The sequence below is a fragment of the Cryobacterium sp. W22_MBD10_FK3 genome (assembly GCF_052113745.1).
Classification (GTDB): Bacteria; Actinomycetota; Actinomycetes; order Actinomycetales; family Microbacteriaceae; genus Cryobacterium.
Genome location: NZ_JBGQOH010000002.1, coordinates 295,235 through 309,549, shown reverse-complemented (window position 1 = coordinate 309,549; position 14,315 = coordinate 295,235). Strand labels below are relative to the sequence as shown.

The following is a 14,315-nucleotide window of genomic DNA, read 5'->3' as shown; positions in this document are numbered from 1 at the left end:
GCCGCCGCGTAGAGTCGAGGTATGGAGCTGCTGAGCGCACGGGTGGACAGCTGGGCCTGGGCGGTGCGGATGTACAAGACCCGCTCGCAGGCCACGGCCGCCTGCCGGGCCGGGCACGTGCGGGTGAACGGGGAACGGGCCAAGTCCGCCCAGACCATCAAGCCGGGCGACGAGGTGCGGATCCGGGCCAACGGTTTCGACAGGGTGCTCGTGGTGTCGCGGATCATCGTGAAGCGGGTGGGCCCGAGCGTGGCCGCCGAGTGCTTCGTGGACAATACCCCGCCTCCGCCGCCCCGCGAGGAGGTGGCCCTGGTGCCCATGCGAGACCGTGGGGCCGGCCGGCCCACCAAACGCGAGCGCCGGGAGATCGAGGAACTGCGCGGGCGCTCGACGACCGACTAGTCACTCCCCCTCTGGCGAGAGCTCGACCGGTGGAACGAGCGTGCCCACTTCGGTGCGCACCCACCACACGTGCTCGCTCCGGCGTTCGGCGCGAGTGCTGAACCTGTAGAGGAAGACCCGGGCGCGCACGTAACGCGGCGGGTGCGCGGGGAACGGATTGCCGGCCAGCATCCGCAGGGTGGCGCGGTCACCCTGGAGCAATCGGGCCAGGAACGCCTCGAACCACCGGGTGTCTCGTGACCCGAGCGCCAGGAACCACATCAGCCAGTCCAGCCGCAGGTGATACGGCGCGAACTGGCCGGGCAACCTGGACACTGTGCCGGGCTTGCCGCGGAACTCGTATTCCCGCCACGCCGTGCTGTCGCCGGGGTCGACGGAGTCGCAGCCCTCCACGATCACCTCGAAGCGTTCCTTCGTGACGGTGCCGAACGCTCCGTAGGCATTGACCAGGTGGAACGCGTTGAAACTCGCGTTCATGAGCTGGCGACGGCGCAGCAGGTTGCGGGCCGGCCAGTAGCTGAGCACGAGCAGACCGAGGGTCACCGCGAGCACCACGGCCACGAACCAGGGCGGCTGCTCCCCCGCCGTGGCCGCCGGTGCAGCCTGCGGCGCCCGCAAGGCCGGCGCAAACAGCCCGCCGACCCAGCGGAAGGCGGCGTCATCGATCGCGGCGGCGGCCAGCATGATGGTGATCCAGTTCAACCAGGCGAAATTGCCCGTGACCACCAGCCACAGCTGACTGAAAACCATGACGCCGGCCGCGACCGAGGCCACGGGCTGCGGAGCGAAAATGAGGAACGGGGCGATGAGTTGTACGGCGTGATTGGCGAGCACCTCGCCGCGATGGAACCACCGGGGCAGGTGGTGCACGAACCAGCTCACCGGATTGGGCATCGGCTGGGTTTCGTGGTGGTAGAACAGGGCCGTGAGGTCGCGCCATTCCCGGCCGCCCCGCAGCTTGATCATGCCGGCACCGAATTCCAGCCTGAACACCAGCCAGCGCAGGAAGAACAGCACCGGCAGCGGGGTGGCGACGGCGTCGGAGCCGAGGAACGCCACGATGAACCCCGCCTCCACCAGCAGGCTCTCCCAGCCGAACGAGTAGAACGTCTGCCCGACATTCACGATCGACAGGTACGCCGCGAACAGCGTGAGGAACGCCAGCATCGGCAGCCAGGCCTGACCGAGTTGTGGGAGCCCGAGCACGATCGATGCTGACAGCACCATCCCGCCGATCGCCACCCGGCGCAGCATCTTGTCGGAGTAGCGCCACTGAAAGAGGCTCGGCGCCCGCCGGAACGGCACGATGGCCACGAACCTGGGCACCGGGAGCAGGCCGCGCTCGCCCAGCAGTGCCGGGAACTGGTTGTACGCCGAGAGGAAGGCGATCAGAAAGATGGCGGCGATACCCCGCTGCAGGATCTCTCGGGCGATGTCGTAGTCGCCCGTCGCGAACCAGTCCATGGTGCAGATCACCCTAGGCCCGCGGCACCGGCTCCTCAAGCCTGGTCGCTGGCCGCCCGGGCGGCTCTGCGGCCCGCTGGCGCGGCTTTCAGTTCCGCAATTGGTTCCGCTCCGGACGTGTGCGCCCGGTGTGCCGGGACCAGATGTCCGCCTGGGGAACAGATGGCGGTCACGGATGCCTTGACGGCGGCGACTAAACCGGTATAGGTTTTGGCTAAACCGGTTAAGGCGTCGCAGCGGCGCCGGTCGGTTCGCCATCAATGAGGAGGCTTCATGCATCCGGCCCAGGATTCCGCCAAGGTGACCATCGCCGATGTGGCCAGGGAGGCCGGGGTCAGCAAGGGCCTCGTTTCGTTCGCGCTCAACGACCGACCCGGCGTCTCCGCGGAGACGCGCTCGCGCATCCTGCAGGTGGCCGGCGCCCTGGGTTGGACGCCGTCGCTGCGGGCCAGATCGTTGTCGTCGAAGCGCTCGTTCGCGCTCGGCCTGGTCATGGCCCGTGATCCAGAGGTGCTCGGCTCCGACCCGTTCTTCACCTCGTTCCTCGCCGGCGTCGAGACCATCCTCGCCCCGCAGGGCCTCGCTCTGGTGCTCAGTGTCGTGCCCGACGAGACCACCGAGCTACAGACCTACCGCACCCTGGTCGGCGACGGGCGGGTGGATGGCGTCTTCCTCACCGATCTCCGTCACGACGACGCGCGGATCCCCTGCCTGACCGAACTCGGCCTTCCGGCGGTCACCCTCGGCCGCCCCGACCAGGCCAGCCCGTTCCCCGCCGTGTGCATCGACGACACCCACGGCGTCACCGAAACCGTGCGCCACCTCGCCACTCTCGGGCACCGGCAGATCGCCCACGTGGCCGGGAGCGCCTCGATGCTGCACGGCAGCCGGCGGCGCACCGCCTTCACCACCGCGATGCGCGACGCCGGGTTGGGCGACGGACAGGTCGTCGACACCGACTTCTCGATCGCGGCCGGCGCGGACGCCACCCGCCGCCTGTTGAGTCAGGCCGTGCCGCCCACGGCCATCGTCTTCGCCAACGATCCCATGGCCATCGCCGGCATCGGCGTAGCCCGTGAGCTCGGCGTCAGCGTGCCGGAGGATCTGTCGATCACTGGGTTCGATGACATCGAATTCGCCAGATACGTCTACCCCGCCCTCACTACAGTGGGCGCGACCCCCTTGGTCTGGGGCCGCGCTGCCGCAACCACCCTGCTCGCGCTCATCCGCACCGGGAGGTCAGACGATGTCGAGCTTCCCGCCGCCCGCCTGATCATCCGGGGCTCGGCTTCAGCGCCGGCGCCCTCCTGAGACGCACCACCTGCACGACCATTCCGCAGCAGAGCCGCTGCGAACACAGAAATGGAGAACGACATGCAACGCAGCATCCGTCCCACCAACACCCCCCGACGGACCAGGCGACTTCTCGCCGCCGCCGCCTCCGCCGCCATGGTCGTCGCCCTCGGGGCGTGCTCCAGCGGCGGTGGCGATTCCGACTCGGCCGAAGGTCGCGGCGACATCACCATCTGGTACTCGAACAACGAGAACGAGGTGAAATGGGGCAAGGCGATGGTCGACGCTTGGAACGCCGACAACCCCGACGAGCAGATCAAGGCCCAGGAGATCCCGGCCGGCAAGAGCAGCGAAGAGGTCATCGGCGCCGCCATCACGGCCGGAAATGCTCCCTGCCTGGTCTTCAACACCGCCCCGGTTGCGGTTCCGCAGTTCCAGAAGCAGGGCGGCCTGGTCGACCTCAGCAGCTTCGAAGACGGCGACGCCTACATCCAGGAGCGCACCGGCGACCTGAGCGAGCAGTACCAGAGCGAGGACGGCAAGTTCTATCAGATGCCCTGGAAGTCCAACCCGGTGATGTTGTTCTACAACAAGGACCTCTTCGCCGCGGCCGGTCTCGACCCCGAGAACCCCGAGCTGGCCACCTACGACGAGTTCCTGGCCACTGCCCGCACCCTGGTCTCGGCCGGTGTGTCGCAGTACGCGATCAACCCGGCGGCGACGAGCGAGTTCTTCCAGAGCTGGTTCGACTTCTACCCGACCTATGCGGCCGAGACCGATGGCAGCCTGTTCATCGAAGACGGCGAAGCCACCTTCAACTCCGACGAGGGGGTGGCCGCCGGCGAATTCTGGAAGACCATCTACGCCGAGAATCTCGCCGGCAAGGAGAAGTACACCGGTGACTCGTTTGCCGACGGACTGGCGGCCATGGCCAGTGCGGGACCCTGGGCGGTCAACGTCTACAAGGACGTCGTGAACTGGGGGGCCGTTCCCTTCCCCAGCAGCGCCGGCACCGACCCCGCAAGCGCGTACACCTTCAGCGACGCCAAGAACGTCGGCATGTTCACCGCCTGCGAGAACCAGGCCACCGCCTGGGACGTGCTGAAATTCGCGACCAGCGAGGAGCAGGACGGCCAGCTGCTCGAGCTGACCGGCCAGATGCCGTTGCGCCAGGACCTCCCCGAGGTCTACCCCGACTACTTCGCGGCCAACCCGGCCTACGAGCAGTTCGGTGACCAGGCATCCCGCACGGTCGAGGTGCCGCAGGTGCCCAACTCCGTCGCCGCCTGGCAGGCCTTCCGGGATGCCTGGACGAAGACAGTCATCAGCGGTGAGGGCGATGTCGCCGACGCGTTCGACGCCGCGGCCGACAAGGTCAATGAACTGATCGCGGAGTAAGTCTGATGTCCGCGACAGTCTCCTCAGGGAGTGTCACCCCGAGCTCCGCCGCCAGGCCCGCAAAGCCTGGCGGCGGGGGCCCCCGCCGGGGCCGTCGGCGTCGGGTGCTGGGCAGGAACCCACTCGGGCTCGTGCTCAGCGCCCCCTACCTGATCTTCGTGCTCCTGGTCTTCGCCTATCCGCTGGTTTTCGCCTTCTACATGTCGTTCCACGACTATTTCTTTGCCGCACCCGGCGCCGTGGTGGACCGACCGTTCGTTGGACTCGAGAACTTTCAGGAGGTGCTGACCGACCCGGCCATCATCCGCTCGTTCGGCAATGTGGGTATCTTCTTGCTCATCAACGTGCCCCTCACCGTGGTGCTGTCGCTGGTGCTCGCCACGGCGCTGAACAAGATCGTGCGTGCCCGCACCTTCTTGCGGGTGTCCTTCTATGTGCCGTACGTGACGGCCAGCGTCGCCGTCGTCGTCGTCTGGCTCTTCCTCTTCAGCAGCAACGGCCTGATCAGCCAGATCCTCGGCCCACTAGCGCCGGACCCGGCCTGGCTGATCAACCCGCTGCTGGCGATGCCCACGATCGCCATCTTCGTCACCTGGAAGCAGATGGGTTTTTTCATCCTGCTCTACCTGGCCGCGCTGCAGAACGTTTCGGACGAACTGTACGAGGCCGCGGCGACGGATGGTGCGGGCAAGATTCGCATGTTCTTCTCGATCACCGTGCCGGGCGTGCGGCCGGCAACGGTGCTGGTGCTGCTGCTGGCGACGGTCACCGGCGCGAACCTGTTCACGGAGCCGTACCTGCTCACCGGCGGTGGCGGACCCAACGGGGCCTCGTCGTCGCCCGTGCTGATCATGTACCAACGCGGCATCGAACAGGGCGAGCCGGGTATCGCCGCCGCGATCGGGGTCATCCTCGTGATCGGCGTGCTCATCCTGGCGTTCATCCAACGCAAGCTGGCCGGAGGGGACGAATCATGAGCAACGCAGGGAACCCGGCGGTCACGGAGGGCCTGGCCCACTCAGACCCCGCGAAGGCACCTCGGGTGCGTACTGGACGCAGCCGGGCCGGCCAGGTCAACGGAATGAGCCGGGGGCAGAACATCCTGCGGTACGTGGTGCTGTCCATCGGCGCCCTCCTGTTTCTGTTCCCGTTCTACTACATGGTGATCGGCTCCCTGCAGACGGCGCCCGACCCAACCATCGCCGGGGCGTTCCCCAATCCGGCGAACATCACCGGTCAGAACTACGTGGACATCAACAGCCGCATCAACCTGTTCCAGGGACTGGTCAACTCCGGGATCTTCGCCGGCGGCGTCATCCTGTGCACCGTCGTGTTCGGTGTGCTGGTGGGCTACGCCCTGGCCCAACTGGAGTGGCGGGGACGCGGTGTGACCTTCGGGCTGATGCTGCTCGTGCAGGTGATTCCCTTCCAGCTGCTGATGATCCCGCTCTACGTGATGATCGCCAGGGATTACGGCCTGGCCGACAGTTATGCGGGAATGATCCTTCCGTTCGCGATCAACTCGACGGCGGTGCTCGTGTTCCGGCAGTACTTCCTGCAGGTGCCCAAGGCCCTTTTCGACGCCGCCCGGATCGACGGCGCCGGCGAGCTGAAGATCCTGTGGAGCATCGCGTTGCCGCTCGTGCGGCCCGCCCTGCTGACCGTGGTGCTGCTCACCTTCATCGGACCGTGGAACGAATTCCTCTGGCCGTTCCTGATCACCAAGGAAGCCTCGCTGCAACCACTCGCGGTCTCGTTGGCGAACTACCTCACCAACGTTGCGGGAACCGCCTCGAACCCGATCGGCGCCGTCCTCGCCGGCGCCTGCGTGCTGGCCGCCCCCATGGTCCTGCTCTTCATCATCTTCCAACGGCACTTCGTCTCGAGCGACATCGGCTCCGGCGTGAAAGGTTAGTCATGAGCTCCACCACAGAATTCCCCTACACCCTCACCAGGATGGGCGTCGTCATGACGCCGGAGGACGGCAACGATCTGGAGACCGAAGGGGTGCTGAACCCCGGGTCGGGCCACACCCCGGACGGCACCCTGTACCTGCTCCCCCGGCTCGTGGCCTCCGGCAACGTCTCCCGGGTGGGACTGGCCAGGGTGATCATCGAAAACGGGGTGCCCACCGGAGTCGAACGCGAGGGCGTTGTGCTCGCCCCCGACCGGGGTTGGGAGCACGGCGCCGACAACGCCGGCGTCGAGGACCCGCGGGTCACGTTCATCCCCCGGCTCGGCCTGCACGTGATGACCTATGTGGCCTACGGACCGCTCGGACCGCGCACCGCCGTGGCCGTGTCGGAGGACCTGCGCGAGTGGCGGCGTCTCGGACCGGCGCTGTTCGCCTACGCCGAGGCCCTGGACATGGACCTGAACCTGTTCCACAACAAGGACACTGTGTTCTTTCCTGAGCCGGTCACCGCGCCGGACGGCGTGGAGAGTTTCGCGGTGCTGCACCGGCCGATGTGGGACCTGGACGAGACCAAGCCCGGCGAGGGCATCCGGGTGCCGGCCGGGATCACCGACCAGCGGCAGAGCATCTGGATCAGCTACGTGCCCGTCGCCGACGCGGTGGCGGATGTCGCCGCGCTCACGTTCTGGCGAGGCCACCGGTTTCTGGCCGGCCCGGAGTTCGCCTTCGAGGAGCTGAAGATCGGCGGCGGGCCCGCGCCGCTGCGGGTGCCGGAGGGGTGGCTGCTGCTGCACCACGGCGTCACGGGCATCCTCGCGAAGGCGTTCGACCAGCAACAGAAGGTGAACTATGCCGCCGGCGGCATGATCCTGGATGCCGACGACCCCACGATAGTGCTCGCCCGCACGAGCGAACCGCTGCTGAAGGCCGAGACCGCAGACGAGACCAGCGGCATCGTGCCCAATGTGGTCTTCCCCACCGCGATCGAGGAGATCGAGGGGCAGCTCTACGTGTTCTACGGCATGGCCGACTCGAAGATCGGCGTGGCCAGGCTCGACCGCCGGGCGTAACTCGGCGCCGGGGGAAGCGCAACTGTTGCCGATCCGGACAATTGCACCCGGTGCGCCGGGTGCAATTGTCCGCTCGGGGACCAGTTGGGGCGGGCCGAGGCGATCGACCGGCTGGGTGGGCCTAGGGCTGGGCGGGCAGCTGCTGTGCCGGCGGGGCGGCGGGGAGCAGGCCGAGGCTCGACTTGAGCTGGTCGGCGGCGACCTGGTCGTCGCGGTTCGCGGCGACGTTGGCCTCGAGGTTGGCCTCGGTGACGGCCTTCAGAATCTCGGCTCGCTGGATGGAGATGCCCCGGGGCGCGTCCACACCGAGGCGGATGCTGTCGCCGCGAACGTCGAGCACGGTGAGGACGATGTCGTCACCGATGAGGATCTTTTCCCCCAGTTTGCGCGTGAGAACCAGCATCCGCTCAGCCTATCGCGAACGGCAGCGACGGCCCGGCGGAGGCCGCCGGCACCGGGGCGAGCCAGCCGATCGGCAGCCCCAGCTCCCGCACGGTGCCCGGGGTTCCGGTGGATTCGATGCCGAGCACGGCGAGGGCATCGATCGTGGCGATGGCACCGACGTCACGCACCCACCTGGCGGTGTCGGCGGGTTTGCGGCCCGCGTGCACGACGGCCCAGACCTGGTCGGCACCCACCACGGTGAGCGCAGCCGACGCGGCGGCGTCGGGGCGATCGGACAGCCCGCAGACGATGAGCACGGCGCGGCCCTGTTCCACTCCCCTCGCCCGCACGGCGAGGGCGCTGCGACGGTCGGCGACGGTGTCGACGCTGTCGGTGATTCGCGCGTCCGCCCCCATCGAGAGCAGCCGGGCGGCGTGCTGAACGTCGGCGTGGGCCCCGACCAGGAGCACCAGGTCGCCGGGACCGGCCAGCAGCACCGGGGCTCCCGGTGTGATGCTGAGCGCTGCCGCCGACGACGCGACCGCGGCCTCGGGGTCGGTCACGGCGACGGCGTCCCAGACGGAGGTCCTCGGCCCGGCCAGAGTGCCTGGAGAGGCAGCCTCGGCGGCTGCACCGCCTGGCGCCGCGGTGGACGCCGATTCCCCGGAGCCGGCCGGGTCGTGCCAGCCGCGGGCCGGTGAGGTCGCGAAGGTCAGCTCATCCATGAGCCGGGCGAAGTCGGGAGTGCCCGTCGAGACGGCCTCGGCCGCAGCGTGAGCGGCGGCAGGCCGGGCGGCAGCGGCCGGCTGACCGGCCTCGGGGTGAACGATCCCCGGTTGCGTGGCGGCCGACTGCGCGGCCGCCCTCCGGCCGGTCCCCGGCCGCACGACTGCCGCAGGATCGAGCGCGGCGTCCGGTAAACCGCCGAAGGGTGCGGGCTCCGGGGCCGGCCGGAATCCGCCGGCGAGACCACCGGGGTACAGGGTCGCTTCGGCCGCGTCGGCGTCATCGAGCAACGCGGCGATGCCGAGTCTGATGCTGAGCTCGTTCCGGGCGCGGCCGGCCCGCCGCCGCCCCGACGGAACCTGCACGAGCACCTCCGGCGGCTCGTCCGCAGCCACCTCCACGGTGACCTCGATGTGTCGCTTGGCGAAGAAGCCGCGGATGCCGCCGACGGTCACCTGTTCCGCGGCGATGATCCGGGCGGAGGCACCGTGCTCCGCGCGCACACGGTCCTGCAACTCCGGCAGCGAGGCTCCCTCAAGCCGCAATCGTCTCGTTTCCACGGACCACCCCCACGGTTTCGATGGCGACCCTGGCGGAGGTGACCTCTTCGTACGACAGCACCGGCAGCCCGCCGGCCTGCGCCGACACCAGGCGGTGGATGGCCGGCCGGAGCGCAGGGGCGCAGACGAGCACCGCCGTGAGCCCGCTCGCCTCCACGGTGGCGATCGCGGTGCGCAGCGACCCGAGGATGGCGTCGATGCGCGGCGGGTCGAGCAGGATCTGGCTGCCCTGGTCGCTGGGCCGCATGCCCTCGAGCATGGACTGCTCCAGCCCGGGTTCGATCATGATCACCCGGAGCACCCCGCCATCCAGGTACAGCGCCGTGAGCGCAGGGCCGAGCGCCTGCCTGGCCGCTTCGACCAGGCCCTCCGGATCGACGGACACCTTCGCCCGCACCGACAGCGCCTCGTAGATGCGGGGCAGGTCGTTGATCGGGATCTGCTCGGCGAGCAGCCCCTGCAGCACCCGCTGCACCTCGGCGAGCGAGAGCAGGCCGGGCACGAGGTCGTCGACGGCGGACGGGCTCACCTGCCGCACGCCATCCGTCAGCACCCGCACATCTTCGCGGGTGAGGAGCCTGGCGGCGTTGCCGGTGATGATCGACGACAGGTGGGTCACCAGTACAGACACCCTGTCGATCACCGTGGCGCCGGCCATTTCGGCGCGGGGTCGCATCTCGCCGGGCACCCACTTGCCGGCCAGCCCGAAGACCGGTTCGATCGTGGCCGTGCCGGGCAGCGACTCCAGGTTGTCGCCCAGCGCGAGCACCTTGCCGGCCGGGGCGATGCCGCGGCCGGCCTCGACCCCGGCGATGCGGATGGCGTAGGTGGACGGCGGCAGGTCGATGTTGTCCCTGGTGCGCACCGGCGGAACGACCATGCCCAGGTCGATGGCGATCTTGCGCCGGAGCGCCCGCACCCGGGCGAGGAGGTCGTCGGAGGCGCCGGAGACGAGGTCGACGAGGTCGGGGGCCAGCTGGATCTCCAGGGCGTGCACCCGCATCTGATCGATCAGGTCTTCCGCAGTGTCCGACCGGGGCGCGAGCCCCTCCATGGCCGCGGCCGCGACGACCTCGGCCTTGGCCTTGGCCTCGTTGCCCTTGATCCGCTGGGAGATGACGATCAGGGCGGCGCCGACGATGATGAACGGGATGATCGGCATGCCGGGGATGAGCGCCATCAGGATCGCGGCGGCACCGGCGATCATCAGGGCGGTGCGGGACTGGGTGAGCTGGGCGGATGCGGTGGCGCCGATGTCGGACTCGGCGTTGGAGCGGGTGACGATCATGCCTGTGGAGACGGCCATCAGCAGCGCGGGGATCTGAGTGACCAGGCCGTCGCCGATGGTGAGCAGCGCGTAGGTGTTCAGCGCGTCGCCGATCTCCATGCCGCGCTGCAGCATGCCGATCGCAATGCCGCCGATCAGGTTGATGATGATGATGATCAGGCCGGCGATGGCATCACCCTTGACGAACTTGGAGGCGCCGTCCATGGCCCCGTAGAAGTCGGCCTCTGCGGAGACCTCGGCCCGGCGGTCCTTGGCCTGCACATCGGTGATCAGGCCGGCGTTGAGGTCGGCGTCGATGGCCATCTGCTTGCCTGGCATGGCGTCGAGGGTGAACCTGGCGCCCACCTCGGCGACGCGTTCGGCACCCTTGGTGACCACCACGAATTGGATGACCACCAGGATCAGGAAGATCACGGCGCCGATGATGATCGAGCCGCCCACGGCCACGTGGCCGAAGGAGGCGATCACCTGGCCGGCGTAGCCGTCGCCGAGCACCAGCCGGGTGGACGCCACGTTGAGGCCGAGCCTGAACAGGGTGGCGACGAGCAGCAGCGACGGGAACACCGAGAAGTCCAGCGGCTTCTTCACGAACATCGTGGTGAGCAGGGTTACCAGGGCCAGCAGGATGTTCACGATGATGAGAACGTCGAGCAGGCCGGCGGGGATCGGCACCACCAGCAGCAGGATGATGCCGACCACACCGATCGGAACGGCGAGTTTTGCGAGCGTGCTGTTCACTTAGGTGGCCTCCGGATGGCGGATTCGTGTGGTCATGGGCGGTGCCGGTCTTGTCGGCGCGGTCCTGGGCGGTGCGGGCCTGGGCGGTGCGGTCCTGGGCGGAGCGGTCATGGTGTGCACGCCCGCGCTGGACCCACGGGACTTCAGGGCGAGCACGAAGGCCAGCACCCGGGCCACGGCGTTGTACAGCTCCACCGGGATCTCCTGGCCCAGCTCGCAGGCGCTGTGCAGCGCCCGGGTGAGCGGGATGTCCTTGACGATGGGCACCTGGTCGGTCTCGGCCTGCTCGCGGATGCGGGCGGCGATCACGCCGGCACCCGTGGCGACGACCCTGGGCGCGGACTTGCCCGGTTCGTACTTGAGGGCGACGGCGAAGTGGGTGGGGTTGACCAGGACCACGTCGGCGGTGGCGACGGCGGCGATCATGCGGTTACGGCTCATCGCCAGCTGCCGGGCCCGGCGCTGGGAGCGGATCATGGGGTCACCCTCCGAGCTCTTGTGCTCGTCGGTGACCTCCTTCTTGGTCATCCGGGTGCGCTTGCGATTACGACGCATCACCACCATCACATCGGCGGCGGCCAGCACGAGGCCGGCGATCACCGCGGACTGCACCAGCGCGGCGGTGCCGTCTCCGGCGGCGCCGATCAGCACCGTGACCGGCAGGCCGCCGGCGGTCATCAGCACGGGGGTCAGGCCCTGGATCACCGAGGTGAGCACCACACCCACCACGATGGTCTTGGCCAGCGCCTTCACACCCTGCCACATGGCCTGGGCGCCGAAGGTGCGGGCGAGCCCGGTGACCGGATTGAACTGGTCGTACTTGCCGGCCACCTTCTTGATGTGGATGCCGCCCTGCGCGATCGATCCGGCCAGGACGGCCACGCAGACCACGATCAGCATCGGGGTGAGGATGCCGCCCATGGTGCCCAGTCCCTCGGCGAGCAGCTGCAGGGCCCGCTCGGGGTCGGGGTTCTCTGCCACGGTACGGATGTCGAACAGTTGCGCCCGACCAGCGGCAGCGCCGGCCTCGATGGTCATCGGCATCATCACAGCGGCCGCCCCGATGCCGACCCAGGCGGTGAGGTCCTGGGAGCGCGACAGCTGGCCCTTGGACCGCACCTCGCGCATCCGTTTGTCTGTGGCTTGTTCGGTGCGTTCGCCCGCATCGCTCATCAGCGCACCCCGCCATTGCCGACGCCCCACATGGTCGACACCGCGTCACCGGTGAGCGACGCCACGATGCCGGGCAGGGCCATGAAGCCGGCGGCGCCGAGGGTGAGGGTGATCAGGATCTTGAGCGGGAAGCCGAGCGCGAAGGCATTGAGGGCCGGGGCCACCCGGGTGAGGAGGCCGAGGCCCGCGTCGGCCAGGAACAGCACCACGATAAGCGGGCCGGCGATCTGCACCGAGGCGAGCAGCATCTGCCCGACCGCCGCGGTGACCGCCTGCATCGGCACGGCGAGGTCGATGCCGCCGCCCACGGGCAGCGCGGCGAAGGAGCGGGAGAGCCCGCCGAGGATCAGCTGGTAGCCGCCGGAGGCGAACAGGAGCGCCAGCGCGGTCATCTGGTAGAGCCTGGTGAACTGGGCTCCGTTGACCATCGACTGCGGGTCGAAGCCCTGGGCCAGCTGGAAACCACCGAACAGGTCGATGAGGTTACCGGCCGACTGGATGGCGGAGAAAATGACGAGCACCAGGAAGCCCAGCACCCCGCCGACGACGATCTCGAGCAGCAGCGAGACGATGAACCCGCCGGTGTCCGGGGAGGTGTAGCCGGGCACCACCCGCGGGGCCACGGCCAGGGCCAGGCCGAGCGCGAGCATGCCCTTGATCCGCAGCGGGAACGCGTTGAACGAGAACGGCGGCGCGATGACGAGGAACGCGACCATGCGCACCCCGGCCAGCATCACCGCTTCGAGCCAGGCGAAGTCGAGCGTGATGTTCACCTAGCCGCCACCGATCAGGCCGGGGATCTTGTCGAACAGGTTGGTGGTGAACGACACGATCTCCGAGATCATCCAGTGCCCGCAGATGAGCATGGCGATGCAGACGGCGATGGCCTTGGGCACGAACGAGAGCGTCACCTCCTGGATCTGGGTGATCGACTGCACGAGCGAGATCGCGAAACCGACCACCAGGGCGGTGATCAGGATGGGCGCTGAGAGCTTGGCGGACACGACGATGGCCTGCAGGCCGATGTCCAGAACGGCGTTGGAATCCATCAGCCACCCCGGTAACTGTTGACCAGGGTGGTGATGATCAGGCCCCAGCCGTCGACGAGGATGAACAGCAGGATCTTGAACGGCAGCGAGATCATCACCGGCGGCAACATCATCATGCCCATCGACATCAGCGCCGCGGACACGACGAGGTCGATGACCAGGAACGGGATGAAGATGACGAACCCGATGATGAACGCCGCGCGGAGCTCGGAGATCATGAACGCCGGAATCAGGGTGAGCAGCGACACCGCGTCCTTGTTGGCCGGGTTGGGTTGGTCGGAGGCGCGCACCATCAGGGCGAGGTCTTCCTGCCTGGTGTGCGCGAGCATGAAGGTGCGCAGCGGCTCCGATCCGGTGGTCACCGCATCGTCGAAGGTCATCGAGCCGTTCAGGTAGGGCTGCAACGCCGACGTGTTGATGTCGGTGAGCACGGGCGCCATGATGAACAGCGACAGGAACAGGGCCAGGCCCGCGAGCACCTGGTTCGGCGGGATCGACGGCAGCGCGAGGGCGTTGCGGGTCATGGCGAGCACCACGAAGATCTTGGTGAATGAGGTCATCATCAGCAGCAGCGCCGGCGCGACCGACAGCAGGGTGATGCCGATCAGGGTCACGATGGCCGATGACGGCGCCCCGTTGGGACCGTTGATCTCCACAGTCAGGCCGGTGCCGCCCGTGTCGGGTGCGGTGGGCACGGCCGGGTCGGTGGGCCCGATCGGCTCGGTGGGCGCCATGGGCGCCGCGTGGCCGACCGACGAGACCAGCAGCATCAGGGCGGCGACGATGATGACGACCAGCGTCGCCATCACCGCGAGCCTGGCCAGCCTGCGGCGACGCTCGCTCACGACGGCGGCG

At 68.6% G+C, this 14,315-nt stretch carries 14 protein-coding genes; 6 read left to right on the top strand and 8 right to left on the bottom strand.

Annotation, left to right across the window (positions count from 1 at the left end):
• Positions 1 to 21: 21 nt before the first annotated feature.
• Positions 22 to 402 carry an RNA-binding S4 domain-containing protein gene (locus tag ACEN2M_RS04405; RefSeq protein ID WP_441646917.1) on the top strand — a complete coding sequence of 127 codons (381 nt, stop codon included), beginning with the start codon at positions 22 to 24 and terminating at the stop codon, positions 400 to 402.
• Here ACEN2M_RS04405 and ACEN2M_RS04400 read toward each other — a convergent pair whose 3' ends face one another.
• Positions 403 to 1,866, bottom strand: coding sequence for a lipase maturation factor family protein (locus ACEN2M_RS04400; RefSeq protein WP_441646916.1), 1,464 nt, complete (start codon positions 1,864 to 1,866; stop codon positions 403 to 405).
• 273 nt (positions 1,867 to 2,139) lie between these two features.
• Here ACEN2M_RS04400 and ACEN2M_RS04395 point away from each other — a divergent pair, with 273 nt between their 5' ends.
• From ACEN2M_RS04395 to ACEN2M_RS04375, 5 genes are all read left to right on the top strand, one after another.
• Entirely contained in the window at positions 2,140 to 3,177 is a 1,038-nt protein-coding gene (locus ACEN2M_RS04395) for a LacI family DNA-binding transcriptional regulator (protein ID WP_441646915.1), read from the top strand.
• 63 nt (positions 3,178 to 3,240) lie between these two features.
• Complete coding sequence (locus ACEN2M_RS04390; RefSeq protein WP_441646914.1) at positions 3,241 to 4,557, top strand: extracellular solute-binding protein; 1,317 nt, start codon at positions 3,241 to 3,243, stop codon at positions 4,555 to 4,557.
• A gap of 5 nt (positions 4,558 to 4,562) precedes the next feature.
• Complete coding sequence (locus ACEN2M_RS04385) at positions 4,563 to 5,534, top strand: carbohydrate ABC transporter permease (RefSeq protein WP_441646913.1); 972 nt, start codon at positions 4,563 to 4,565, stop codon at positions 5,532 to 5,534.
• A gap of 104 nt (positions 5,535 to 5,638) precedes the next feature.
• On the top strand, positions 5,639 to 6,472 hold the full coding sequence (locus tag ACEN2M_RS04380) for a carbohydrate ABC transporter permease (protein WP_441646969.1): 834 nt from the start codon (positions 5,639 to 5,641) through the stop codon (positions 6,470 to 6,472).
• A 2-nt stretch (positions 6,473 to 6,474) separates the two neighbouring features.
• Positions 6,475 to 7,542, top strand: a complete 1,068-nt coding sequence (locus tag ACEN2M_RS04375; protein ID WP_441646912.1) for a glycoside hydrolase family 130 protein — start codon at positions 6,475 to 6,477, stop codon at positions 7,540 to 7,542.
• Between the two features lie 121 nt (positions 7,543 to 7,663).
• On the opposite strand, the gene csrA is transcribed toward ACEN2M_RS04375, so the two are convergent.
• The 7 genes from csrA to fliP are packed head-to-tail and all read right to left on the bottom strand — an operon-like array spanning position 7,664 to position 14,266.
• On the bottom strand, positions 7,664 to 7,945 hold the full coding sequence (gene csrA, locus ACEN2M_RS04370; RefSeq protein ID WP_441646911.1) for a carbon storage regulator CsrA: 282 nt from the start codon (positions 7,943 to 7,945) through the stop codon (positions 7,664 to 7,666).
• A gap of 4 nt (positions 7,946 to 7,949) precedes the next feature.
• A complete protein-coding gene (locus ACEN2M_RS04365; RefSeq protein WP_441646910.1) occupies positions 7,950 to 9,197 on the bottom strand; it encodes a hypothetical protein in 1,248 nt (415 codons plus the stop codon).
• Positions 9,187 to 11,238, bottom strand: coding sequence for a flagellar biosynthesis protein FlhA (locus tag ACEN2M_RS04360; protein ID WP_441646909.1), 2,052 nt, complete (start codon positions 11,236 to 11,238; stop codon positions 9,187 to 9,189). Before ACEN2M_RS04360 ends, ACEN2M_RS04365 begins: the two co-directional genes overlap by 11 nt.
• Positions 11,239 to 12,411 (bottom strand): EscU/YscU/HrcU family type III secretion system export apparatus switch protein, encoded by a 1,173-nt coding sequence (locus ACEN2M_RS04355; RefSeq protein ID WP_441646908.1) that lies wholly within the window; start codon positions 12,409 to 12,411, stop codon positions 11,239 to 11,241.
• Positions 12,411 to 13,184, bottom strand: coding sequence for a flagellar biosynthetic protein FliR (locus tag ACEN2M_RS04350; protein WP_441646907.1), 774 nt, complete (start codon positions 13,182 to 13,184; stop codon positions 12,411 to 12,413). Before ACEN2M_RS04350 ends, ACEN2M_RS04355 begins: the two co-directional genes overlap by 1 nt.
• Positions 13,185 to 13,460: a flagellar biosynthesis protein FliQ gene (gene fliQ, locus ACEN2M_RS04345; protein ID WP_441646906.1), complete on the bottom strand. Its 276-nt coding sequence runs from the start codon at positions 13,458 to 13,460 to the stop codon at positions 13,185 to 13,187. It abuts the gene before it with no gap.
• Positions 13,460 to 14,266 (bottom strand): flagellar type III secretion system pore protein FliP, encoded by an 807-nt coding sequence (fliP, locus tag ACEN2M_RS04340; RefSeq protein WP_441646968.1) that lies wholly within the window; start codon positions 14,264 to 14,266, stop codon positions 13,460 to 13,462. Before fliP ends, fliQ begins: the two co-directional genes overlap by 1 nt.
• Between the last annotated feature and the right edge of the window lie 49 nt (positions 14,267 to 14,315).

Excerpts from the sequence above, each read along its gene's own strand:
- ACEN2M_RS04405 (WP_441646917.1), top strand. The coding sequence starts at position 22 with ATGGAGCTGCTGAGCGCACGGGTGGACAGCTGGGCCTGGGCGGTGCGG.
- ACEN2M_RS04400 (WP_441646916.1), bottom strand. The coding sequence starts at position 1,866 with ATGGACTGGTTCGCGACGGGCGACTACGACATCGCCCGAGAGATCCTG.
- ACEN2M_RS04395 (WP_441646915.1), top strand. The coding sequence starts at position 2,140 with ATGCATCCGGCCCAGGATTCCGCCAAGGTGACCATCGCCGATGTGGCC.
- ACEN2M_RS04390 (WP_441646914.1), top strand. The coding sequence starts at position 3,241 with ATGCAACGCAGCATCCGTCCCACCAACACCCCCCGACGGACCAGGCGA.
- ACEN2M_RS04385 (WP_441646913.1), top strand. The coding sequence starts at position 4,563 with ATGTCCGCGACAGTCTCCTCAGGGAGTGTCACCCCGAGCTCCGCCGCC.
- ACEN2M_RS04380 (WP_441646969.1), top strand. The coding sequence starts at position 5,639 with ATGAGCCGGGGGCAGAACATCCTGCGGTACGTGGTGCTGTCCATCGGC.
- ACEN2M_RS04375 (WP_441646912.1), top strand. The coding sequence starts at position 6,475 with ATGAGCTCCACCACAGAATTCCCCTACACCCTCACCAGGATGGGCGTC.
- csrA (WP_441646911.1), bottom strand. The coding sequence starts at position 7,945 with ATGCTGGTTCTCACGCGCAAACTGGGGGAAAAGATCCTCATCGGTGAC.
- ACEN2M_RS04355 (WP_441646908.1), bottom strand. The coding sequence starts at position 12,411 with ATGAGCGATGCGGGCGAACGCACCGAACAAGCCACAGACAAACGGATG.
- fliQ (WP_441646906.1), bottom strand. The coding sequence starts at position 13,460 with ATGGATTCCAACGCCGTTCTGGACATCGGCCTGCAGGCCATCGTCGTG.
- fliP (WP_441646968.1), bottom strand. The coding sequence starts at position 14,266 with ATGGCGACGCTGGTCGTCATCATCGTCGCCGCCCTGATGCTGCTGGTC.